Annotated in this window: 19 protein-coding genes and 1 pseudogene; 15 read left to right on the top strand and 5 right to left on the bottom strand. The window is 63.4% G+C overall.

What is annotated here, in order from left to right:
- Position 1: 1 nt before the first annotated feature.
- The 3 genes and pseudogenes from NKI70_RS01230 (at position 2) to NKI70_RS01220 (ending at position 5,096) form a co-directional block, all read left to right on the top strand.
- The gene (locus NKI70_RS01230) at positions 2–2,260 is read left to right on the top strand and encodes a DUF5682 family protein (protein WP_352691219.1); all 2,259 of its coding nucleotides are present in this window, start codon (positions 2–4) and stop codon (positions 2,258–2,260) included.
- Entirely contained in the window at positions 2,253–3,509 is a 1,257-nt protein-coding gene (locus NKI70_RS01225) for a VWA domain-containing protein (RefSeq protein ID WP_352691217.1), read from the top strand. Before NKI70_RS01230 ends, NKI70_RS01225 begins: the two co-directional genes overlap by 8 nt.
- Before the next feature lie 185 nt (positions 3,510–3,694).
- Positions 3,695–5,096: pseudogene (locus NKI70_RS01220) on the top strand (FAD-binding oxidoreductase).
- A gap of 35 nt (positions 5,097–5,131) precedes the next feature.
- Here NKI70_RS01220 and NKI70_RS01215 read toward each other — a convergent pair.
- The 3 genes from NKI70_RS01215 to NKI70_RS01205 all read right to left on the bottom strand — a co-directional run bounded on the left by NKI70_RS01215 (position 5,132) and on the right by NKI70_RS01205 (position 8,274).
- Entirely contained in the window at positions 5,132–6,061 is a 930-nt protein-coding gene (locus tag NKI70_RS01215; protein WP_023676041.1) for a pseudouridine-5'-phosphate glycosidase, read from the bottom strand.
- Positions 6,062–6,073: 12 nt separating this feature from the next.
- Positions 6,074–7,183: a carbohydrate kinase gene (locus NKI70_RS01210; protein WP_023676042.1), complete on the bottom strand. Its 1,110-nt coding sequence runs from the start codon at positions 7,181–7,183 to the stop codon at positions 6,074–6,076.
- 242 nt (positions 7,184–7,425) lie between these two features.
- A complete protein-coding gene (locus NKI70_RS01205) occupies positions 7,426–8,274 on the bottom strand; it encodes a MurR/RpiR family transcriptional regulator (protein WP_352590290.1) in 849 nt (282 codons plus the stop codon).
- 186 nt (positions 8,275–8,460) lie between these two features.
- On the opposite strand from NKI70_RS01205, the gene murA reads away from it, so the two are divergent.
- From murA to NKI70_RS01160, 9 genes are all read left to right on the top strand, one after another.
- Positions 8,461–9,717, top strand: a complete 1,257-nt coding sequence (gene murA / locus NKI70_RS01200) for a UDP-N-acetylglucosamine 1-carboxyvinyltransferase (RefSeq protein WP_352590293.1) — start codon at positions 8,461–8,463, stop codon at positions 9,715–9,717.
- On the top strand, positions 9,714–10,604 hold the full coding sequence (locus tag NKI70_RS01195; protein WP_352697922.1) for a glucosamine kinase nucleotide-binding domain-containing protein: 891 nt from the start codon (positions 9,714–9,716) through the stop codon (positions 10,602–10,604). Before murA ends, NKI70_RS01195 begins: the two co-directional genes overlap by 4 nt.
- Positions 10,605–10,789: 185 nt before the next feature.
- Positions 10,790–11,713, top strand: a complete 924-nt coding sequence (murQ, locus tag NKI70_RS01190; protein WP_023676046.1) for an N-acetylmuramic acid 6-phosphate etherase — start codon at positions 10,790–10,792, stop codon at positions 11,711–11,713.
- 99 nt (positions 11,714–11,812) lie between these two features.
- Positions 11,813–13,333 (top strand): ABC transporter substrate-binding protein, encoded by a 1,521-nt coding sequence (locus NKI70_RS01185; protein ID WP_352697924.1) that lies wholly within the window; start codon positions 11,813–11,815, stop codon positions 13,331–13,333.
- A 34-nt stretch (positions 13,334–13,367) separates the two neighbouring features.
- On the top strand, positions 13,368–14,327 hold the full coding sequence (locus tag NKI70_RS01180; RefSeq protein WP_352452397.1) for an ABC transporter permease: 960 nt from the start codon (positions 13,368–13,370) through the stop codon (positions 14,325–14,327).
- Positions 14,327–15,166, top strand: a complete 840-nt coding sequence (locus tag NKI70_RS01175; protein WP_023676049.1) for an ABC transporter permease — start codon at positions 14,327–14,329, stop codon at positions 15,164–15,166. The genes NKI70_RS01180 and NKI70_RS01175 overlap by 1 nt, the downstream gene beginning before the upstream one ends.
- Positions 15,163–16,911 carry an ABC transporter ATP-binding protein gene (locus NKI70_RS01170; RefSeq protein ID WP_352697927.1) on the top strand — a complete coding sequence of 583 codons (1,749 nt, stop codon included), beginning with the start codon at positions 15,163–15,165 and terminating at the stop codon, positions 16,909–16,911. The genes NKI70_RS01175 and NKI70_RS01170 overlap by 4 nt, the downstream gene beginning before the upstream one ends.
- A gap of 69 nt (positions 16,912–16,980) precedes the next feature.
- Complete coding sequence (locus NKI70_RS01165) at positions 16,981–17,982, top strand: serine hydrolase domain-containing protein (protein ID WP_352697929.1); 1,002 nt, start codon at positions 16,981–16,983, stop codon at positions 17,980–17,982.
- Between the two features lie 5 nt (positions 17,983–17,987).
- The gene (locus NKI70_RS01160; RefSeq protein WP_352724005.1) at positions 17,988–19,118 is read left to right on the top strand and encodes an anhydro-N-acetylmuramic acid kinase; all 1,131 of its coding nucleotides are present in this window, start codon (positions 17,988–17,990) and stop codon (positions 19,116–19,118) included.
- Here NKI70_RS01160 and NKI70_RS01155 read toward each other — a convergent pair whose 3' ends face one another.
- The gene (locus NKI70_RS01155; RefSeq protein ID WP_023676053.1) at positions 19,119–19,547 is read right to left on the bottom strand and encodes a GNAT family N-acetyltransferase; all 429 of its coding nucleotides are present in this window, start codon (positions 19,545–19,547) and stop codon (positions 19,119–19,121) included.
- A 49-nt stretch (positions 19,548–19,596) separates the two neighbouring features.
- Entirely contained in the window at positions 19,597–20,778 is a 1,182-nt protein-coding gene (locus NKI70_RS01150; protein WP_352724004.1) for an MFS transporter, read from the bottom strand.
- A gap of 48 nt (positions 20,779–20,826) precedes the next feature.
- Between NKI70_RS01150 and NKI70_RS01145 the strand changes: the two genes are divergently transcribed.
- The 3 genes from NKI70_RS01145 (at position 20,827) to NKI70_RS01135 (ending at position 22,973) form a co-directional block, all read left to right on the top strand.
- Entirely contained in the window at positions 20,827–21,366 is a 540-nt protein-coding gene (locus NKI70_RS01145) for an Lrp/AsnC family transcriptional regulator (protein WP_352455265.1), read from the top strand.
- A 139-nt stretch (positions 21,367–21,505) separates the two neighbouring features.
- Positions 21,506–22,045: a dihydrofolate reductase family protein gene (locus tag NKI70_RS01140; RefSeq protein ID WP_023676056.1), complete on the top strand. Its 540-nt coding sequence runs from the start codon at positions 21,506–21,508 to the stop codon at positions 22,043–22,045.
- A gap of 10 nt (positions 22,046–22,055) precedes the next feature.
- On the top strand, positions 22,056–22,973 hold the full coding sequence (locus tag NKI70_RS01135) for a sigma-70 family RNA polymerase sigma factor (protein ID WP_352575528.1): 918 nt from the start codon (positions 22,056–22,058) through the stop codon (positions 22,971–22,973).
- The last annotated feature ends 49 nt before the right edge of the window (positions 22,974–23,022 follow it).

Genomic DNA, 23,022 nt, shown 5'->3' with positions numbered 1-23,022 from the left:
CATGGGCCACGGCGACATTGCCTATTTCGGGATACGCCATCACGGGCCGGGTTCCGCCGACAGCCTGGTGCAGGCACTGCAGGATTTGAACCCGGTCGCCGTGCTGATCGAGGGGCCGATCGACGCCTCTGAGCTTCTGCCCATGCTGGCCCGCCCCGAAATGCAGCCGCCTGTGGCGCTCCTTTGCTATCCGGAGGACGATCCGGCTTCGACAAGCTTCTGGCCTTTTGCCGAGTTCTCGCCCGAATACCAGGCGGCGCTTTGGGCTGTGGGCAATAAGGCGACGTTGCAGTTTATCGACCTGCCGTCATCGGCACGGTTCACCACTGCTGCGATCGGTGGCGCGGAGGACACCGATGCGACCGAAGCTACCCAAGCCCCCGAGGATGGTGACGCGGCTCCGCTTCCGCGTGATCCGATAGCCATGCTGGCACACGCCGCCGGTTATGAGGACGGCGAAAGCTGGTGGTCGGACATCATTGAACAGAACCCGGAACCCGGCCCCATATTTGCGGCCATCGCAGATGCGATGACGACACTGCGGAATGGTGAGGGTCCGATCGCGCAGTTCGAAGCCAAGCGCGAGGCGCATATGCGGCTCGAAATCGCCAAGGCGCGTAATCAGTTCGGCGGGCCGATCGCCGTCGTCTGCGGGGCATGGCATGTGCCGGCGCTGCAGGCCACCCACACTCAGAAAAACGATCAGGTCCTGATCAAGGGAATTGCCCGGCGCAAGAGCACAATGACATGGGCACCGTGGACGGGACCGCGCCTTGCGCTGGGATACGGCTATGGCGCGGGCGTCGTCGCACCGGGCTGGTGCAAGCATCTCTGGCGCACGCGCGGCCGGCGCGATGCGGCGACCCTGTGGCTTGCGACGATCGCCGCCGTGCTGCGGGCGAAGGGTCACCTGATCTCGACCGCTTCGTTGATCGAAGCGGAGCGGCTCGCCCGGACGCTTGCCGCGATTCGCGAACGACCGAAACCCGGATTTGAGGAATTGCGCGACGCCGCGATCGCCGCCCTCTTCAACGGCGAAGCGTTGCTGTGGAGGTTGGTTGAGGCCGAGCTGCTTCTGGGTTCGGACGTAGGGGAAATTCCGCCCGACACACCGCTGGCGCCGCTGATCGAGGATCTGCAGCGTAGCCAAAAGGCGGCGCGCCTAAAACCCGAGGCGCTGGAGCGGGAACTGTCGGTCGACCTGCGAAGCGAGAGCGGGCTGTTTCGCTCGACATTGCTGCATCGGCTGCACGTGCTTGGTGTGCATTGGGGCAGACTGACCGATGCCGGTCGCAGCCGTGGCACCTTCCGCGAGCGGTGGACCCTAGCGTGGGAACCGGAATATGCCGTTCGTCTGGTCGAGAACCTGATCTACGGGCCGACCATCGAAAAGGCTGCCAATGGCCGCCTGATCCAGATGATCGAAACGGCGGCGACGCTCGATACGCTTGCGGCACTGGTCCAGAGCGCCATCACTGCAAACTTGTCGGAAGCATCTACTGCCGGCCTCACGGCGTTGGAGGCACGCGCGGCGCGCAGCAGTGAATGCCTGGAGATCCTGGCGTCGGTGCCGCCGCTCGCCGACATTGTCCGCTACGGCGAGGCCCGCAAAACGCAAACGGACCGGCTGTCCGGCCTCATGGAGCGGCTGATCGTCGAAGGTGCGATCGCGCTTCCCTACGCTGTGCGCGATCTGGATGAGCAGGCCGCCGCGACACTGGTTGGTGCGATGCGCAAGGCCCATGAGGCGATCAGGCTGGTCGAACCCGGCCAAGACGTGCTGGACGGATGGCGCAACGGGCTGGCGGCCGTGCTGGAGGCGTCACGGTCGACGGCGCTGCTGGCCGGGTGCGCCGCGCACCTGCTGTATGAAGCCGGTCGCCTGTCCGCCGAAGCCGCTGCCGGGCTGCTCGGGCGACGCCTGTCACCGGGGACGCCTGTCACTGACGCGGCCGGGTTCTTCGAGGGCTTCTTCAGCACAGCCGGTCAACGGCTGATTTATGACGAGGGTCTGCGCGGTGCGGTCGATGGGTGGCTCAGATCCCTGGACGAAGATGCTTTCATTGCGCATCTACCGCTGCTGCGCCGTGTCTTTTCCAATCTGGACAGCATGGAACGCCGCCGGCTGATCGAAGCGGTCCTCGGCCGCGCGGCGCGCTTGCCGGCTGGCGTGACGCCGACGCCGGATGGCGGCGAGGCATGGCGCCGGCACCTGGGGCTGCTTGGACCGTTGCTCAACGGAGAAACCGGCAATGGATGACGAGGCCGAAATGAACGAACCCGGCCCGCTCACTTCCGATGGCGGAAGGGAGCGCCGCTGGCGACTGGCGATCGGCGCCGATGACGAAACGTCTGGGGCACTTTCCAGCGACGACAAACGGCTTTCGGCGGCACTCGACGCTCTCTACGGCGACGGCGTTAGCGCCGCTTCTGCCGACCCGCGCAAGCGGCGTGGCGGCCTTGGCCGGTCGGCGCCGCGCGTCGCGCAATGGATGAGCGACATTCGCTCCTTCTTTCCGGCGCAGGTCGTCCAGATCGTCCAGAAGGACGCGTTCGAACGGCTGGACCTGAAGCAGATGCTGATGGAACCGGAATTCCTCAAAGCGATCGAGGCTGACGTCAATCTCGTCGCCGACCTGATTTCGCTGCGCTCGGTCATGCCGGCCAAGACCAAGGACATTGCCCGGACGATCATTGCCGATATCGTCGGCAAGCTGATGCAGAAGCTGGAGCAGAAGACCGCCGAGGCGATACGCGGCGCTCTCGATCGATCGAGACGCACCAACCGCCCGCGTGCACGCGATATCGACTGGCAGCGCACTATTTCGGCGAACCTTCGCCACTATCAACCCGAGCATAGGACCATCGTGCCGGAGAAACTGGTCGGCTTCATGCGCAAGCAGCGCCGGCTTGTCGATCTGGATGAGGTCGTTCTCTGCGTCGACCAGTCCGGCTCGATGGCAAGCTCGGTGGTCTACGCCTCGATCTTCGCGGCGGTGATGGCCTCGCTGCCGGTTGTGCGCACGAAGCTTGTCTGCTTCGATACGGCGATCGTCGACCTGACCGAAGAGCTCAGCGATCCCGTCGAGGTGCTGTTCGGCGTGCAGCTTGGCGGCGGCACGGACATCAATCAGGCGGTCGCCTATTGCGCCGACCGTGTCGAACGGCCCACCAAGTCGCATCTGGTGCTGATCACCGATCTCTATGAAGGCGGCAATGGCCAGGACCTGCTGCGGCGACTGGCAGCGCTGGTTCGATCCGGCGTAAATGTCGTCGTGCTTCTGGCGCTGACCGATCAAGGCCGGCCCGGCTACGATCCCACAATGGCAGGCTCGGTAGCAGCCCTTGGTATTCCCGTCTTTGCCTGCACGCCGGATCTGTTTCCGGACATGATGGCTGCGGCCTTACGTCGCGACGATATCGGAGCATGGGCGGCAGGCGCCGACATCAAGGTGGTCCGCGCCGAAACGCAGGCGTCGAGCCACCCATCACCAACTGCCACAGTTTGACAAAACGCGGTCCGCGCCTATGGTCGACCTGTTCCACAGGAGCGGTGCATGGCGACAGCAACCGACTGCATTTTTGGCGGGTTTTCCGCATGTTTTCTTTCCAGCGAAATTCGCGTCAAGCCGCTCCTGCAATCCTCGCCGGTCTTCGCGTGCGTTGCATCGATATCTGCGCGCCAATAGCATCCGTGAGCGCCCTCTCCTCGCGAACCGCCGAGCTTCTGTCGCGACTTGAGGGTCGGCTGGATCGGTCGGCGATCGTCTCGGCAGATGAGGCCGGGCCGCGTTACAGGGAAGACCCCGACGGCAAGACCGGTGCGCGGCCGGAGGTCGTGCTGCGACCGCGGACTGCCGGCGAGGTGTCGGACATACTGCGCCTGTGCAATGAGGCGGGGCAGAGGCTTGTGGTCCAGGGGGGCCGGACCGGGCTTGCCGGCGGCGCTCGCATCCAACCCGGCGAAGCTGTGCTGTCGCTGGAGCGCATGACTTCCGTTGAAGCTCTCGACCGCGAGGCGGCAACCATCATCGCCGAGGCCGGCGCGCCGCTGCAAGCGGTGCAGGAAGCCGCCGATGCGGCCGGCTTGCTGTTCGGCGTCGACATCGGAGCGCGCGGCACGGCCACCGTCGGTGGCAATGTCGCCACCAATGCCGGCGGCATCCGTGTGCTGCGCTACGGCATGTTCCGGGCGCAGGTGCTTGGGCTGGAAGCGGTGCTTGCCGACGGCAGTATTCTGACCTCGCTCAAGGGTTTGGCGAAGGACAACTCCGGCTACGACCTCAGCCAATTGTTCATCGGCAGCGAAGGCACGCTCGGCGTGGTCACACGCGCATGCCTGCGGCTGCATCCGAAGCCGGCCACCGAGATCAACGCCTTCTGCGCGCTTGCTTCGCTGGACGCGGCGATCACGTTGCTTGCGCTGCTCAGGCGGAAGCTCGGGCCCTTGCTGTCGGCCTATGAGGTGTAATTTCGCACCGCTCTATGGCGCCATGATCGCCGGCATGGAGGCGCCGGCGCCGCTGCCCGCCGGCTCGCCCGTCTATGTGCTTGCCGAGATACAGGGCAGCGAGCCCGACCGCGACGGCGAACGTTTTGCCGCGGTGCTGATGCAGGCGGTTGAAGATGGCGTGATCGACGACGTGGTCGTCTCGCAATCGCCGCGCGAATTCCGGGCGCTCTGGGCGGTGCGAGAAGAGGCCAACCGTTTCCTGTTTTCGATGGCAGGCCTGATCGGCGTCGATATCAGCATCCCACTGGCGAGAATGGCGACTTTCCTGGGCGAAACAGAAGCCGCCATCAGGGCCGTCGACCCTGGCGCCGACATCTACGTCTTCGGCCATCTCGGCGATGGCAATCTGCATTATCAGGTCCGCACCGCGGATCCGGCGGCCGCATACGGCATCGTGTACCGCGGTGTTGCCACCGCCGGCGGTGGCGTTTCGGCCGAACATGGCATCGGCCTCGACAAGAAGGAATGGCTGCACCTTGTGCGCAGCGACGCCGAGATCGCGGCCATGCGCCGCCTGAAAGCAGCCTTCGACCCGAACAACATCCTCAATGCCGGGCGCATCTTCGACCTGGCGCCGGGCTGAAATCGAAGGCCGGTAGCGCTGGCCGGATACTGTCTCTATCTGGTCGCGCTCTTCAATTCCGCATGCGCAACCGCAATGCGGGCAGCAAGCGCGGCGTTGTTGCGGACCAGCGCGATGTTGGCCTTCAGGCTGCGGCCTTGCGAAAGCTCATTGATGCGTGCGAGCAGAAATGGCGTTAGTTCCTTGCGCCCGATGCCGCGCTTCTCGGCCTCAGCCACGGCCGCTGCGATCGTGCCGTCGATGAACGCCGGATCGAGCGCGTCCGCTTCGGGGATAGGGTTGGCGACGAGAATGCCGGTGCCGGATTCCATCTCGTCATGCAGCAGCATGGCTCGCGCGATCTCGTCGGGCGTGTCGAGGCGATGATCGGCCTTGAGCCCGCTGGAGCGGGTGTAGAAAGCCGGAAAATCATCGCTCCCATAGGCGATCACCGGCACGCGCTGAGTTTCCAGATATTCCAGCGTCTTCGCAATATCGAGGATCGACTTAACTCCGGCGCAGACGACGGTCGTGCCGGTTTGGCCGAGTTCGGTCAGGTCGGCGGAGATATCGAAAGTGGCTTCGGCGCCGCGATGCACGCCGCCGACACCGCCGGTCGCAAAAATGCCGATCCCGGCTAAAGCGGCGATCCGCATCGTCGCCGAGACGGTGGTTCCGGCCGAGCCGCCGCGCACCATGATGGCGGCGAGATCGCGCCCGGAAGCCTTGACCACGCCCTTTGCCGCTGCCAGCTCTTCCAGTTCACGGTCGTCGAGGCCAACCTTGATCTTGCCGGCGACCACTGCGATCGTGGCGGGCACGGCGCCGTTTTCACGCACTACGGTCTCGACACCACGGGCAGTTTCCAGATTGGCCGGATATGGCATGCCGTGGGTGATAATCGTCGATTCCAATGCCACCACCGCGCGGCCTTCATCAAGCGCAGCAGCGACTTCATCGTTCAGGTGGACAAGGAAAGGTTTCATATCATCTCGCTTTCAGGCAGGAATGCGGTACATGCCGGCGGCAAGGAAGCGCGGCGACAGATCGGGATGGACGCTGGATTCGCTCTCGGTGGTCAGTGTGGCAAGCAGTGCGCCGGTGCGCACGGCATGAGCGACCGGCTCACCCGAAAGCACCTTGTACAGAGTGCCGGCGATCATCGCGTCACCGGCGCCGGTGATGTCGACGGGCTGGGCCGGGACGGAGTGCATGTTCGTCACACCGCTCTCGGTCGCAACGGCAAATCCATGCGCGCCTACGGTCACGATCACCTCTCCGGCGCCGGCCGCGCGCAGCGCTGCCGCTGCTTCCTCCGGCGTCAGCCGCTTGTCGGCATCCGTCATGCCGAGCATCATATTGGCCTCGTCATGATTGGTGAATAGAAGATCGATGCCGGTCAGGTCCTTCGGCAGGCGCGCTGATTTCGGCGACGAGACCGCGTCGACGGCGAGCTTGAAGCGCGCGGCCTGCTTGCGCGAGATCAGTGCTGCGAGGGTCGCAGCCGGCAGATTGCAGTCGATGAACACCCATGTCGCCGAAGCCAGATGCGGCCAGAAGCGGTCGAGATAGGACGACGAAAACAGATCGAAGATCTCCATGTCGGCAATGCCGAGCACGAGGTCGTTGTTGCGGTCGAGGATGGCCGCGTATTCCGCCGTCGGCCGTTCCGCGGTGGTGATGACCTGGCTGACATCGGCGCCGAGGTCGCGCAGATGCCGCACCATTGAGCGGCCGGTTTCATCGTCGCCGACGATCGAGACGAAGCTTATGTCGACGCCGAGGCGGGCAAGGTTTTCGGCGACGTTGCGGGCAACCCCGCCGAAGCTGCGATAGCCGTCGACCGGGTTCGACGTCTCGAAAATCAGATCCTTCTTGGCGTGGTATTTGCGGTCGAGCACCGCGCCGCCGACGCAGACCATGCGCTTGGACGTCGGCAAGACGTAACCACGGCCGAGAATGTATCCCTTGTTGACGAGTTGCACGATGTGAGCCGCGACCGTCGAGCGGGCGATGCCGAGCACCGTTGCTATGTCCTGCTGGCCGGCGAATGGGTTCGCCGCAATGAGGTCGAGAACCGCTTGTTCCTGTGCTCCAAGGTCGTCCATTGTCTCACCCGGCCGTCAAATTCGAGGCTGAACGCTTTCGCAACAACAGATGACATTGTCAACATTTGTTTCGACCGGCGGCATTTGACCAATCGGCGCTCCCGCGACTCTCTGCCAGCCGGACGAAGAAAGCGGGTGAGCACATTGAAGAAAGCTATTTCACCAAGGAGGACGAAAGTTGCTCTTGTCGGCGTGCAGCGCCAGGGAGGAACTGAGGCCTTAACGCGAGACGGCGAAGAGCGCTAAGCCTTCAGCACCGAGACGGCCAATTCGCTGTTGTGGACGTATTCGTTGGCGTCAGGCTGCTTCTGCACGAGCAGGATGAACAGCAGGTCGGTCAGCGTCAGTTGTGCATCACGCGCAGTTATCGATGACGAGCGCGCGCGCTCTTCATCGGCGATCGTGTGGAGGCGAATGTCGGCAACCCGGCTCAGCGGATTGTCGCGAAGTCCGGTGACGGCGATAACGGTGGTGCCACGTTTGCGGGCAAGTTCAGCCATCCGCAGGGTTTCGATGCTCGCCCCGGAATAGGAGAGCGCGAACAGCACGTCACCTCGTCCAAGCGTCGAGACATTGGCCATTTGCACATGGCTGTCGCTGTCGTGCAGCACGTTGCGGCCGAGCTTCATCAGCTTGTAGGAAAAATCGCGCGCCACCAGCGAGGATGCGCCGACGCCGGCCAAATGAATACGGCGCGCACCGTTCAACGCTTCGAGAGCCTTGCCGATTTCCTGCTCGGTGTTGGCTGCGACGGTCTGTTGCATCGACAAAAGCTTGCTGCCGATCAGCTTGCGCAAGATGACCAGATAGCTGTCGTCGACCTCGATCGAACCGTGGATCATGCCGGCCGGCACGTGCCATTCCTGCGACTTGGCCTCACTGACGGCGAGCTTAAGCTCCTGATAGCTGGAATAGCCGAGCTTCTGGCTGAACTTGACGACGCTCGACTGGCTGCGGCCGATCTCGGCGGCAAGCGCCGCCGTCGACAGGCGGAGCATCTGGTCGGGATTATCGACGATATACCGACCGATCTCGCGGTCGCCGGGCGCCATGACTTCGAGCTTGGCCTCGATCTTCTTCAGGACGGACATGCGTTCCTCCATTGCCTGTCATCGACAATGCCAAGCCAAGGAATAAATTATTCCGTCTCTGATTGCCAGCCAAGAATGAACCATCAAATCTCGACTGGTGCGGTTGCGGCCCAGCCTTCGGGCATGTCGACGATTCGGACATGAAAGATCGTAGACTCGCCGACAGCTCGGGATTAGGTCAGAGCCATGGACAAATTGCGGATCGTCGGCGGGCACAGGCTTGAGGGCGCGGTGACGATCTCCGGCGCCAAGAACGCGGCCTTGCCGCAAATAGCGGCGGCGTTGCTCAGCCCCTATCCGCTGCAGCTGACCAACCTGCCTGAGGTGACGGATGTCGACAACATGCTTGGCGTCGTCGGCCTTCATGGGGCCGAAGTCACCAGATCGGCGAATGCCGCCACAATCGATACCAGTGCTGCCGCTTCCAGGGAGACAAGCTACGATACCGTCAGGCGCATGCGCGCGACGGTGCTGGTTCTCGGTCCACTGCTTGCCCGCTTCGGCCATGCCCGGGTCTCGCTGCCTGGAGGCTGCGCGATCGGCGCACGGCCGGTCGACATGCATGTCGCCGCACTTGCCGCACTTGGCGCCGATATCGCGATCGAAAACGGACTGATCGTCGCGTCTGCGCCGGGCGGACTGAAAGGCGCGCGCATCGTTTTGAGCTCGCCGTCGGTCGGCGCGACCGAAACGGCGATGATGGCGGCGACGACGGCAAACGGCGAGACCGAGATCCTCAACGCGGCCCGCGAGCCGGAGGTGGCCGATCTTGCCGCCTGCCTGAACGACATGGGCGCGCGGATCGAGGGCGCCGGCACGCACCGCATCCTGATCGGGGGCAGCACAGACTGGCGCGCCGCCACGCACGACATCATCCCGGACCGGATAGAGGCCGGCACCTATGCCGTCGCAGCGGCCATCACCGGCGGTCAGCTCGAGCTGACCCACGCGCGGCTCGAGCACATGGCATCCATCGTCCAGCTGCTCGAAGCAGCCGGTGTGAAAATATGGCCGGGCGACCGCGGGCTGATCATATCGAGAGACGGGCCGCTCAAGGCGGTCGACGTGACGACGGAGCCCTATCCGGGCTTTCCGACCGATCTCCAGGCGCAGTTCATGGCGTTGATGTGCTGTGCCGAGGGCGCTTCGCTGTTGCGCGAGACGATCTTCGAGAACCGCTTCATGCATGTGCCTGAACTGATGCGGCTCGGCGCCAATATCAAGCTGCAAGGCACCATGGCGCTGGTGCGCGGAGGCGAGAAGCTGAAGGGCGCGCAAGTGATGGCGACCGACCTGCGCGCCTCCGTCTCGCTGGTGCTAGCAGCGCTGGTGTCGGAGGGCGAGACGACGATCAATCGCGTCTATCATCTCGACCGCGGGTACGAGCAGTTGGACCGCAAGCTCCGGCTGTGCGGCGCCCAGATCGAACGAATAAGGCAATGAGTGCCGGTGGGGCGTCTCCGCATTATTTCCTGGGCGTCGATGGCGGCGGAACCGGCTGCCGCGCGCGTATCGAAGACGAGGCAGGAACCGTGCTCGGGCAAGGCCTGTCGGGCCCGGCGACAACGCGACTCGGTATAGAGGTGGCCTGGGCCTCGATTGCCAAAGCCTTTGGCGCGGCGATCGAAGAGGCAGGTTTCGCGGCGGCGGAAATCGCCAGGATCCGCGCGGGTATCGGTGTTGCCGGCATCGGCCGTAAGGGTGCGCTCGAGGCGTTTCATGACATCGAACAACCCTTTGCGAGCATCGACTTCGTCAGCGACGGCGTCGCGGCTTGCCTTGGCGCGCATTCGGGTCAAGACGGCGCCATCGTCATAGCCGGGACCGGTTCGATCGGGCTCGGCTTTGTCGAAGGGCGCGACCTGCGCGTCGGCGGTTACGGTTTTCCGATTTCCGACGAGGGCAGCGGCGCCGATCTCGGACTGAAGGCAGTGCAGCTTGCCTTGCGAGCCCATGACGGCCGGCATGAGCGGACGGCGCTGCTGGCCGAGGTGATGCAGCGCTTCAAGGACGATCCGTTCGAGGCGGTGGCCTGGATGGACCGCGCCAGCGCGACGGACTATGCCGCCATGGCGCCGATGGTGATCCGCCATGCCGACCAGGGCGATCCGGCCGGTCGGCGGATCGTGCAAGGCGCTGCCGAGCAGATCGACACCTTCGTGCGGGTGCTGTTCGAAAAAGGCGCGCCGCGGATTACGTTGCTCGGTGGGTTGTCCAGCCCGCTTGAGCCATGGCTCGCTCCCGACGTCCGCCGACGGCTGAAGCCGGCCGACGGCGATGCGGTTTCGGGAGCCATAATCCTGGCCAGACAATCCCTCTGCCGCCAGTGATGCCTTGCTCGGCAAGGAATATAATATTCCTACTTTCCGTTGACAGAGGGAATATCGAATTCTAAAAAGTTAACGAAACAGAACCGGCGCAGCCGGTACGGAGCCGACGGCCAGGTGCAGGCACTGGACGCCGCTTGCCGCGGGCATCACAGTCCTGCTCGCAGTCGCACTTGAAAGTAAGCGAAGTGGTCGAACAAGGGTTGATGTCGGAGCTGGAGCGGCTGATTTCCGAGGACCGGAACCCGAAAACCATGGACATCGATCTGTTGCCGACCCTCGAGGTGCTGCGCAAGATCAATGACGAGGACAAAGGCGTTGCGGCAGCCGTCGAGAAGGTCATCCCCGATATTGCTGCGGCCGTGGACCGGATCGTGAGCGCGTTCCAGAACGGTGCACGCCTTGTCTATATGGGGGCTGGCACCAGCGGCCGGCTCGGCGTCCTCGACGCCTCGGAATGTCCGCCGACCTTCGGCGTACCCGAGGACATGGTGGTGGGCCTGATCGCCGGCGGCGTCGACGCGCTGATGCACTCTGCGGAAGGCGCCGAGGACGATCCGAAACAGGGAATAAAGGCGCTGCAGGACATCAAGCTGACCGCTGGCGACGTGGTGGTCGGCATCGCTGTCAGCGGACGCACACCTTATGTGATCGGTGGCCTGACCTATGCCAAGGAAGTGGGAGCCACCACCGTGGCGTTGTCCTGCAATCCTCGATCGACCATTGCCGGCATTGCCGATATTGGCATCTCTCCGGTGGTTGGCCCGGAGGTCCTCACCGGCTCGACCCGGCTGAAATCGGGAACCGCGCAAAAGCTGGTGCTCAATATGCTGTCTACCGCCAGCATGATCCGCATCGGCAAGAGCTATCAGAACCTGATGGTTGACCTCAATCCAAGCAACAAGAAGCTTGTCGCAAGGGCGGTTAGGATCGTGATGCAGACGACCGGCTGCGCGGCACAGCAGGCACGACAGGCACTCGACCAGACCGGCAATGATGTAAAACTGGCAATCCTGGTGACGATCACCGGCATGGGTGTCGAAGAAGCACGTAAGGCGCTTGCCAACGCGGGAGGTTTCCTGCGCAAGGCGATAGGCGAAAAGACGGTGTAAGACCGCATGGATACTGGGCCGATGTTCCGGGGCGTGTGTCCCTTTGAAGCGGTCCGGGGAACTGCAAGGCATCTGGTTTAACAATAATGGGAGACGACAATGGTACGGCACATTGGCAAGAAACTGCTTACCGGCATGACGCTCGCGGCAATGGTTGCCATCGCCGCGCTACCGGTGCAGGCGAGTGCGGCGACGCTGCATATGGCGTGGTCGCAGGACGCCACCGGGCTTGATCCGCACAAGCAGACCGCATTCTCCTCACTGCGGCTGCTGGAGCTGATCTACGAACCGCTGGTGCGGCTCGACGCAAAGCTGCAAATCACGCCCGCGATTGCCGATTCATGGCAGTTCTCGCCGGACGGCAAGGAGCTGAGCTTCAGGCTCAATCCGAAAGCAAAATTCCAGAACGGCGCCGCCGTGACCTCGGCCGACGTCAAGGCATCGTTCGAGCGCATACTCGACGAGAAGACGGGTGCTGCGGCGCGCGCCAACTTTCTCTCGATCGCCAGCATCGACACGCCCGATCCCGCCACCGTCGTGTTCCACCTCTCGCAGCCGGACGTGCCGATCCTGACGGCGATGAGCGACGTCAACGCGGCGATCGTCCCGGCAAGCGAAATCGCGGCCGGCTCGATCGGCACGACAACGATCGGCTCGGGTCCGTTCAAGCTCGAAAAATGGGATCCGAATTCCAAGGAAGTGCTTGTCGCCAACAAGGACTGGGCAGGCGGCGCGACCGGCGTCGACGGCATCGATATCAGCGTGCTGCCGGACGAGACGGCGATTCTGGCGGCGATGCGCACCAAGCAGATCGATTTTGCCCTGCTCAACGATCCGCTTGTCGCCACGCTGGTGCCCAAGGAAGCCAGCCTGCAGTTGAACCGCGTGCCGGTGCTTGCCTATCACGTGCTGCAGCTCAATCCCTCCCGCAAGCCGATGACCGAACTCAAGGTGCGTCAGGCGATTTCCTGCGCCATCGACCGGCAGGAAGTGCTGGACACCGCCTCGCTCGGCGAAGGCAAGGTCACCGGCCCGCTGACCATCCCGGCACTGGCGACCGATCCGAAGCAGTTGTTCTGCTATAAGCGCGACATTGAGAGGGCCAAGCAGTTGATGGCCGAAGCCGGCTATGCCGACGGCTTTTCGGCGACCGTGATCGGCGCCACCGGCGAGCCGCCGACGGCAGCGGCGGAAGCCCAGGTCATCCAGTCGCAACTCGCAGAAATCGGCGTCAAGCTCGACATCAAGATGATGGAGCTCAACGTCTATGTCGACGCCTGGCTGAAGGGCGATTTCGACATGGCAGTCGCGCTGAACGGCGGCAGGGCCGATCCCTACACTATGTACAACCGCTACTGGACCAAGACGGGCAATCTGCAGAAGGTGGCGAACTATATCGACGACACGCTGGACAGTCTTATGCAGAAGGGCCGCACCGAGACCGACCCGGCAGCGCGCAAAGCGATCTTCGCCGACTTCGAGAAGCACATCACTGAGATGTCGCCCTGGATCTGGCTCTACACGTCCTACAGCTACACGGCACAGCAGAAGAATATCGCAGGATTCGAACCGGTGCCGACAGGTTCGCTGTTCAGCCTCGCCAAGGTGACGATCCAGTAGCTGCTTCGATGCCGGACGAGAGGATATTCTTCGCGTGAACTATCTGATGCGGCGACTGGCGACCTTCCCTCTCGTCCTGCTTGGCGTGTCCATCGTGGTGTTCCTGGCGATCCGGATGGTTCCGGGCGATTCGATCACGGCAATGCTGGGGACCGAAGCCGGCCTGCTGACGCCGCAGCAGCGCGATGCGCTTGCAGCTTATTTCGGCATCGACCAGCCCTGGTTCATCCAGTACTGGCGCTGGCTGCTTGGTCTTTTCCAAGGTAATCTCGGCATTTCGTCCACCTATGGCAGGCCGGTGCTCGACGTCATCCTCGAGCGTTTCCCGCTAACGCTGGAACTCGCCCTGCTGTCGATGGTCATCGCCCTGCTTGTCGGCATGCCGGCGGGGATCTTTGCCGCCACCCATAACGAAAAGCTGTCCGACCTCGGCGTGCGCGTTGTCGCAATGATCGGGCAGTCGACGCCGAACTTCGTCCTTGCCCTGCTGATCATCTACACGCTGTCGGCGGGGTTTGGCGTTTTGCCGGCGATGGGCGAGTTTTCGCCGCTGTGGCAGGATCCGCTGCGCAATCTCGGCCAGCTGTTGCTGCCTGCGGTCACGCTTGGATTTGCCTTCGCGGCTTCGGTGACCCGCATATCGCGTTCGGCGATGCTCGATGTGCTCAGCGACGACTATGTCAGGACGGCGCGCAGCAAGGGCGTTTCGGCGCGCGGCGTCATCTGGCGGCATGCTTTGCCCAACGCGCTCATCCCGGTCGTGACGCTGAGCGGCATAGAGTTCGGCTACCTCCTGGGCGGAGCTGTCATCGTCGAGCAGATCTATGCGCTGCCCGGTCTCGGCCGCATGGTGCTGGATGCCATCCTGCAGCGCGACTACGCGCTGGTGCAGGGAAGCGTGCTGTTCATCGCCTTCAACTTCATGATCGTCAATCTCCTCGTCGACCTCGCCTATGTCGCGCTCGACCCGCGTATCCGGCTAAGCGAGCACTGATGGCGACATTGCGGGCTATATTTGCGCATCCCAGCGGCCGCATCGGCGGTGCGATCGTTGCGCTTTATCTGCTGCTTGCCGTGCTTGGCATGCTGGGGCTGACGCCGCACAATCCGCTGACGCAGCACCGGGTCGAACGGCTGCATGCGCCTGATAGCACCTACTGGATGGGCACGGACCTATTCGGCCGCGATGTCGCAAGCCGGCTGATGACCGGGATCGGCCAGTCCTTCATCGTGGCCTTCTTTTCGGTCGCCGTCGCGACACTGGCCGGCACCGTGCTCGGGCTGGCGGCAGCCTGGTTCGGGCGCCGCTGGGACGGCCTAGTGATGCGCATCATGGACGTTGTGCTGGCGTTCCCGGCGATCCTGCTGGCGCTGCTGATCGTCGCGGTTGCGGGACCGGGAACCTCGACCAGCGTCATTGCCATCGCCATCGTCTACACACCGATCTTCACGCGCGTCGTACGAGGTCCGGCTCTGTCGCTCAAGGCGCGCGAGTTCGTCGACGCGGCCCGCACGTTCGGCAGCAGTGCGGGCTATATCGTAACACGGCATCTGCTGCTCAATCTGGTGGCGCCACTGACGGTTCAGGTGACGCTGGCGCTGGCCTGGGCACTGCTGACCGAAGCCGGCTTAAGCTTCCTCGGGCTCGGCACGCAGCCGCCCGCCGCGTCGCTCGGCCTGATGCTGAGCGACAGCCGCAATCTGATGGAGACAGCTCCCTGGCTGATGATCTTCCCGGGCGTGGCGATCATGATCGGCATCCTCGGTTTCAACCTGCTCGGCGATGCGTTGCGCGATGTCCTCGACCCGAAGATGCGGAGATCGATCGCATGATCTCGCTGCTGTCCGTCAGCGGATTGCGCGTCGGCTTCGGTCGCAACCCGCAAGCCAATGAGGTCGTGCGCGGCGTCAGCTTCGATCTCGCCGACGGCGAAACGCTGGCCATCGTCGGCGAAAGCGGTTCGGGCAAATCGGTTACGGCGCTGTCGATCAATCGCCTTGTCGATTATGGCGGCGGCCGCATCACCGGCGGGTCGATCAAGCTGAGGCGGGCCGACGGCAGCACCTTCGACCTGACAGCCGCAGCCGAGCCGCAATTGACGAAGATCCGCGGGGGCGAAATCGGCATGATCTTCCAGGAGCCGATGACCTCGCTCAATCCGGTGCTGACCATTGGCTGGCAGATCGAGGAATCATTTCGCCTGCATCGCGGCCTGACCGGCCGGCGAGCGACGGCGGCGGCCAAGGACGCGCTCGACCGCGTCCGTATTCCGGACGCAGCGAGGCGGTTGAAATATACGCCCAACCAGCTGTCGGGCGGCATGCTGCAGCGGGTGATGATCGCCATGGCGATTGCGTGCAACCCGCGCCTGCTCATTGCCGACGAGCCAACGACGGCGCTGGATGTTACGGTGCAGGCGCAGATCATGGCGCTGCTCGCCGAGTTGAAGCAGGAAACCGGGATGTCGATGATCTTCATCACCCACGACATCGGTCTGGTTGCAGGCATCGCCGACAAGGTGATGGTGATGCAAGGCGGAGAAGCTGTCGAGCAGGGCGCATTGAACCAGATATTGGACGATCCGCAGCATCCCTATACGCGGCATCTGCTGCATGCGGTGCCGCATTTCGCCGGCGGCGGTGCGACACGCAGGGACGCGCAACGCGAAAAGCAAAAAGCTGCCGAGCCGGCGCTGAAGGTCGATGGCCTCGTGGTGCGATTTCCGGTCAAGGGTGGTTTTCTCAGCCGCGCCAGCGGTGCCGTCCATGCCGTGGACGGTGTGGATTTCGAGCTAATGCCGGGCGAGACATTGGCGGTCGTCGGCGAGAGCGGTTCCGGAAAGTCCACCACCGCCCGCGCGATTCTGGGGCTGGTGCGCTCGACGCGCGGCACAATCTCGGCCAGCGCGCGCAAGGCCGCCGCCGGGCAGAGCGCCCTTCCCGTGCAGATGGTGTTCCAGAATCCCTATGGCTCGCTCAATCCCAGACTCACCGTCGAAAACCTCCTCGCAGAGCCGGTGATCGCTACCGGCGGACGGATAACTGCTGAAACGCGGGCGAAAATGGCAGCGCTGCTGAAACGCGTCGGCCTTCCGGAAAACAGCCTGCAGCGCTATCCGCACGAATTCTCCGGCGGCCAGCGGCAACGCCTGTGCATCGCTCGCGCGCTGATGCTCAATCCTTCGGTTATCGTCCTCGACGAAGCGGTTTCGGCGCTCGATGTGTCGGTGCAGGCCAGGGTGTTGAAGCTTTTGATCGAGCTGCAGCGTGAATTCGGGCTGGCCTATCTGTTCATCTCGCATGACATGGCTGTCGTCGAGCGGATCGCCCATCGCATCGCGGTCATCTATGCCGGCCAGATTGTCGAGATCGGCGATGCCAGATCGGTGCTCTCGGAGCCGAAGCACTCCTATACCAAACAGCTTATCGCGGCCGTTCCTACTATAGACCGGCGGCATGAACGTTTCGAGCTGGACACGCGCCAGGTCCCCTCGCTCGTGCGTCCGCTGGGGTTTGAGCCGGGCCCGGCCAATTGGCAGCAATTCGGGCCGGATCATAGAGCACGGGTGGAAGTGTGATGATTGTCGCCCAAGGATATGAAAGGCCGGAGGGACAGCCCCATCGCTGCCTTCCAAACGGAGGCGTAGTTGATCGACCATGATCTCTTCTCCCGCGCATTCGCCCCGCTCGAAGCGGCCGTGACCGCATCGCGCATTCCGGGCGGCGTGCTCGGCATAGTTGACGGGGACGGCGAACGCATCGTCCGGGCAATCGGCTCAGCCCAAGTCGTGCCCAAGATACGGCCGATGCATGTCGGGACATGGTTCGACCTGGCATCCCTGACCAAAGTCATCTTCACCACGTCGCGTATCCTGGCGCTGGCGGAAGAAGGCGTCGTCGACCTCGACGCGCCGCTGATTTCCGTCCTGCCCGACCTTCGCCAATATGACGAAAAAGCCTGGGAACGGAACGTAACGTTTCGCCAGTGTCTCGGCCATCAGACACCGTTTCCCCCCGTCGCGCCAATCTACACCTATGGGCGTGACCCCGAGCTGCTGCGCGCGTTCATCCTGCAGCGCGAATGGCAGGCTGGCGAGCCGGTCTATTCCGATATCAACTTCATCCTGCTCGGCTTCGTCCTGGAACGCCTGTCTGGCAAGACCATTCGCGACATAGATCCCGGTCCGGGCTTCGCGTTCTCCGCCGAACCGGATCAAGCGGCGGCGACCGAAGACTGCACATGGCGCCATCGCGTGCTCTGCGGCGAAGTCCACGACGACAATTGCTCGGCCTTGCAAGGTGCCGGTCACGCCGGCCTGTTCGGAACGGCGGCTTCGGTCCTCGACTTTGCGCAAGGGCTGCTGGACGGGACCGGCGCGTCGCAGCGTTCGATCGCGCTGATGCGCACGCCCTTGTCGGCAACCCGCACCCATGGCTGGGAGCGACCCTACGAAGGCTGGTCCGGCGGCCGGCTGTGCAGCCCCGAAACCATCGGGCATACCGGCTTTACCGGTGTCGGGCTGTGGGTCGACTTCGACAAATGCAGAGCCTGGACCTTGCTCACCAACCGGATCCATCCGACACGTCATTTCAACAGCGGGATCGCAGCGCTTCGCCAAGCGGTCGGCGATCTCGTTAACGGAGCCTGACAACCATGATTGCGAAAAATGGCGAACCAATGTGGGCCGTCGGCCTGATGACCGGCACCGTGCTGGACGGCAATATCGACGTCGCGCTGATCAAGACCGACGGCGAACGGATCGTGGATTTCGGCACCTACACGCTGGCCCCCTACCCGCAGTCGATCCGGGCCTTGCTGGAAGAGACGTTGCGCCAGGCAAGGAGCTGGAATTTCACAGGGCCGGAACCGGCAATCTTCCACGAGGCAGAGGAGGCGCTGACGCGCGCCCAATCCGCCGCGGTCAAGGATCTTGTCGAAAGTCACGGTCTGACCATGGCCGATATCGGCGTCGTCGGCTTCCATGGCCAGACCGTGCTGCACCGTGCCCCGCAAGTGGGCCGACTGGGCCAGACCCGCCAGCTTGGCGACGGCGAGCTGATGCATGCCATCCTTGGCACCAGGGTCGCCTATGACTTCCGCTCGGCCGACATGCGCGCCGGCGGCCAGGGCGCGCCGCTGTCGGCCGCCTATCACGCCGCGCTGCTGCGCGAAGCCGACGCCACCGGCGACACGGCGGTGCTCAATCTCGGCGGCGTCGCCAACATCACCTGGTGGGACGGCACGGACAATGTTGTTGCCTTCGACACCGGGCCCGCCAACGCACCGCTGAACGATTTCATCAAATCGAAGGGGCTCGGCGAAATGGACCGCGACGGCGCCCTTGCCCGCGCCGGCACGGTCGACGAGGCACGGCTGGCCAAGCTCCTGCAGCATCCGTATTTGACCAAACCCTACCCGAAATCGCTGGACCGTTTCGATTTCGGCGCCTCGATGGCGGACGGAATGAACGCCGAGGATGGCGCAGCCCTGCTGACGGCCTTCACCGCGGCCGCCGTCGGCAAGGCGCTCGATCTTCTGCCGCGCCGGCCGAAGCGGCTGGTGGTCAGCGGTGGCGGTCGACACAACCCAACGATCATGGCCATGCTTGCCAGCCGCGCTGGCGTCGAAGCGGTTCCGGCCGAGGCGCTTGGCTGGAAGGGCGATGCGGTGGAGGCGGAGTGTTTTGCGTTCCTGGCAGTGCGCGTGCTCAGAGGCTTGCCGATCAGCTTCCCCAGTACGACCGGCGTGCCCCAGCCGATGCGCGGCGGACGCCTTGCCAGCTAACTAAGCCAACAATTTCTTCTGCAGGAAGATACGGCTGCGGCCAATGGGGAAATCGGCAAGCACGCCGAAGGGCAAATAGCCCTGGCGCTCATAGGCCTTGGCGGCCTTGGGATTGAACGTGTCGATCCAGGCGCCGTGACAGTCGCGCGCGATCGCCTCCCTCTCGGCCGCTTCGAGCATCCTGCCAGCCATGCGGTGACCGCGCAGTTTTTCATCGACCCAGAGCCATTGCACATAGAGCCAGCCCCAGGCTGTATATCCCGAGATGCCGGCGACAATAGCGCCGTGCTCATCGCGCACGAACACGGCCAATGCCTTCCTGCAGGAGGCGCCGACATCACTGTCGTTGAACGCCGCAAGCCGCTCTCCGAGAAAAGCCAGCTCGTGCGGCAAGGGATCGGCGGTTGTCTCAAGCGTTGTATTGTCCATCCACCAAGCATCTATCGAAGGACGGGACCGAGAAGCAAGCCTTGCTGCGCTATAGCTTCGGCGAACGCCACGCCGCTGCCGCAGCAGCGATTAGCATGAGCAAAGCTGCAATCACCGCCGATGCTGCAAAACCGAACGTGGAATAGAGCGGTCCGAACGCCGTGGTGCCGACGAACACCGCAAGATAGGTCACCGCGCTGTTCAAACCCATGATCGTGCCGCGACGCGCAGGGTCGAGCGCCGACAGGCGCATCACCAGGACGTTCAGCCCGAAATGATTGGCAAGGCCCCAGACGGCTATCACCGCTATGGTCAGATGAAAACTACTGCTTGCCGCGGCAATCACGACATAGACGACCGCGACAAGCAGATAGGCAAATGGCATGACACGCCGCGCGCCCAGGCGGTCGATAACGCCGTCAAGAAGTGCCGCCGCACCAAATCCGGCGCCATAAGCGAGCGCGGCCAGCCCGTTGGCGCTGACCGGCCGTCCCAAGCCATTGTGAAGGTGATCGCCAAGATAGCCATAGACACCGTAGAACGCGGTCATGAATGCGGCGCAGGCAACCAGAAGCGGCACTATGCCAGGGACGCTCAAGGCGCCCAGCGGCGTCGGCGCCGGGCCGCTCTTCCTGACATCGCTCAGCGACGTCAGCGCCAGGCTTGCCAATGCGAGTGCTGCGAGCACCGCGACCGCCGCGAAAACGGCGCGCCAATGCACCAGGTCGGCAAGTACGGCCGACAGCGAAACCCCGGCGACCATGCTCAGCGTCCAGCCGGTCAGCACGACGCCTATGGTGCCGCTTTCGCGGCCGGGCGGTGCAATCGCGGCTGAGCTGGCGTAGATTGCCGGCATGGCGACACCTGCAGCGATGCCGGCGAGAAGCTGGGCCGCGACCAGCGCCGTCACGGTCGGCGCAGCGGCGCTGGCGACGAGCGCTATCGCCAGCAGCAGCAACGCCCCTTGCAGCATGCGGCGGGCGCCAAGCCGATCGATATAGCGCGCCAGGAACAAGGCGCTTGCCGACGTCCCGAGCCCGAACGCGGCCGACGCGATCATGACCGCCGGCACGCTTGTGCCGAAGGACGCGGCCACCGCCGGCGCGATCGGACCGAGCACCAGCGAGTTCGAGCCGATCACGGCAATGCACCCCGTCAGCACGTAAGCGAGTGCCGGGATTGGCGGCTTGGGGGCCGCTGCGAATGTGGCGACTTGATCAGTGTTCGACATATGGCAATAATGGCCGTATTAAATTCTGCATCAATCGGGAATTTTAATATGAATGAAGAAACAGATGGCATTCCGCAGAACAGGCCCGCCGCCCGCGATATCGATGCAACCGATCGAAAAATATTAGGCGTTCTGGTCGACGACGCCACGATCAGCTATGCCGAGCTCGGCGACCGCGTCGGCCTTTCACCGCCGGCAGCCCATGAACGCGTCAAGCGCCTCCGGCGCAGCGGCGCCATCCGCAACACCGCGGTCATCATCGATCCCAAGGCGGTGCACAAGCCGCTGCTTGCCTTTGTCCATATCGACACAAAGGGGTGGGGAAAGACGCCGGAGCTGATGGCAATCTCCGAACACCCCGAAGTCGAGGAGATCCATTCGGTGGCCGGCGACACATGCATGCTGATCAAGGTCCGCACCGAGGACACGCGGGCGCTCGAGGGCCTGCTGTCGCGCCTCTACGAAACGCCTGGCGTCACCTCGACGCGAAGCTATGTGGTCCTGTCGACCTATCTCGAGCGGCCGGTGCAGCCGGGGATAACGACGGAATGGCCGACCCCCCGGCATATGGCCAAGCCGCTTTATTAGCTCAAACGATTCTCACGCGTATCCAAAGTCGAACCGGAAACGTCTTAGGCACTGCATCCTGTGGTCATCCGTCCGGCCGGTTCGTTTGCGCCGGTTCTTGGATCCGACGGGATGCCTGTTGCGCAACCGGAGACACGCGATGAGAAAATTGATCGTGGGCAGCTTCATTTCGCTGGACGGCGTCATCGAAGCACCAATGGAATGGGCGTCACCGTTCTTCGACGAGGAGATGAAGGAACACTCCTATGAAAAGGCCGGCGAGGCGGATTTTTTCCTGCTCGGCCGCGTCACCTACGAAATGTTTTCGGCGCGTTGGCCGCAGGTCAAAGGCAGCAAGTACATGGATCGCATGAACGGGCTGAAGAAGCTCGTCGCGTCGCGCAGCCTCAAGGAAGTGAGCTGGAACGCGTCGCTGATCGAAGGCGACATCGCTGCCGAAATTGCCAGGATCAAGCAGCAGGCCGGCGGCAACATTTTGAAGTACGGAGTGAGCAATCTCGACCAGACGCTGCTCGCCAACAGGCTTGTCGACGAGTATCAGCTCTCGATCGTGCCGACCCGCGTCGGCCATGGCAAACGCGCTTTCCAGGATGTCGACCCGTCCCTGGTCAGACTGGAGCTTATAGATACCCACCGTTTCAAGAACGGCGTCATTACGTTGACCTATGTCCCGCTATGATCCGTATGCCATGAAGATGCAGCCAAGACTTGACCCGACCGGGCTTTTCGACGTCCGCTACGCCGGTTTTCTGGAGACAGTCGCGCATTTGCGTGGACGGCTGCACCGCTACTGTGCACGCATGACCGGTTCAACGCTCGACGCCGAAGACGTGATGCAAGAGGCGCTGTTCGAGGCCTATCGGAAGATCGAGAAGCTGGACGATGCGAGTGCTCTTGGCCCCTGGCTGTTTCGCATTGCACATAATCGCTGCATCGATTTTCTGCGAAGCCGGCAGGTGCGTCAGCATGCGGAGGCCAATTTCGCCGAAGACGAGATCATCCTGCCGGTCGAGCCGGCGGGCCAGGGCGCGGATCGCGCGATCGAACGGCTGGTGATCCACCTGCCGCCCAAAGAACGCGCCTGCGTCCTGCTCAAGGACGTCTTCGACTATTCGCTGGAAGAGATCGCCGACCTCGTCGGCTCGACTGTGGGCGGCGTCAAGGCTGCGTTGAGCCGTGGCCGTTCGAAATTGGCCGCCTTGTCAGGCGAGCCAATCGTCCGTTCGGAGCCCCAACGCGATCCGGAACTCCTGGAATTGCTCAGCCGCTATGTCGAACTGTTCAACCGCCGCGACTGGGATGGGGTACGGGCGTTGACCAGCGCCGACGCACAATTGCGTGTCGCGGATTGCTTCAAGGGCAGGCTGTCGGAATCACCTTACTTCGTTGAATATGAAAGAGCCTCGACGACCTGGAAAATGGCGGTTGGCGAGATCGATGGCCAGGCGGTGCTGCTCGTGCTCCACCATGGCGAAAACGGTTGGAAGCCGGCCCATCCAGTTCGGATCGAAGCCGCCGGCGGGACCATAAATCGCATCGCCGATTACTATGCCTGCCCTTGGATCATGCCGGCGGCTGGTGCGGTGGTCGTTTCCAGGCCGGCCTAACCAGCAACAGGACATGCAAGTGTCCGGCATCAACCTCAATGGAATGGGA

The organism is Mesorhizobium sp. M0500, assembly GCF_040321165.1.
Lineage (GTDB): Bacteria > Pseudomonadota > Alphaproteobacteria > Rhizobiales > Rhizobiaceae > Mesorhizobium.
This window is presented reverse-complemented; position numbering and strand designations above follow the sequence as displayed.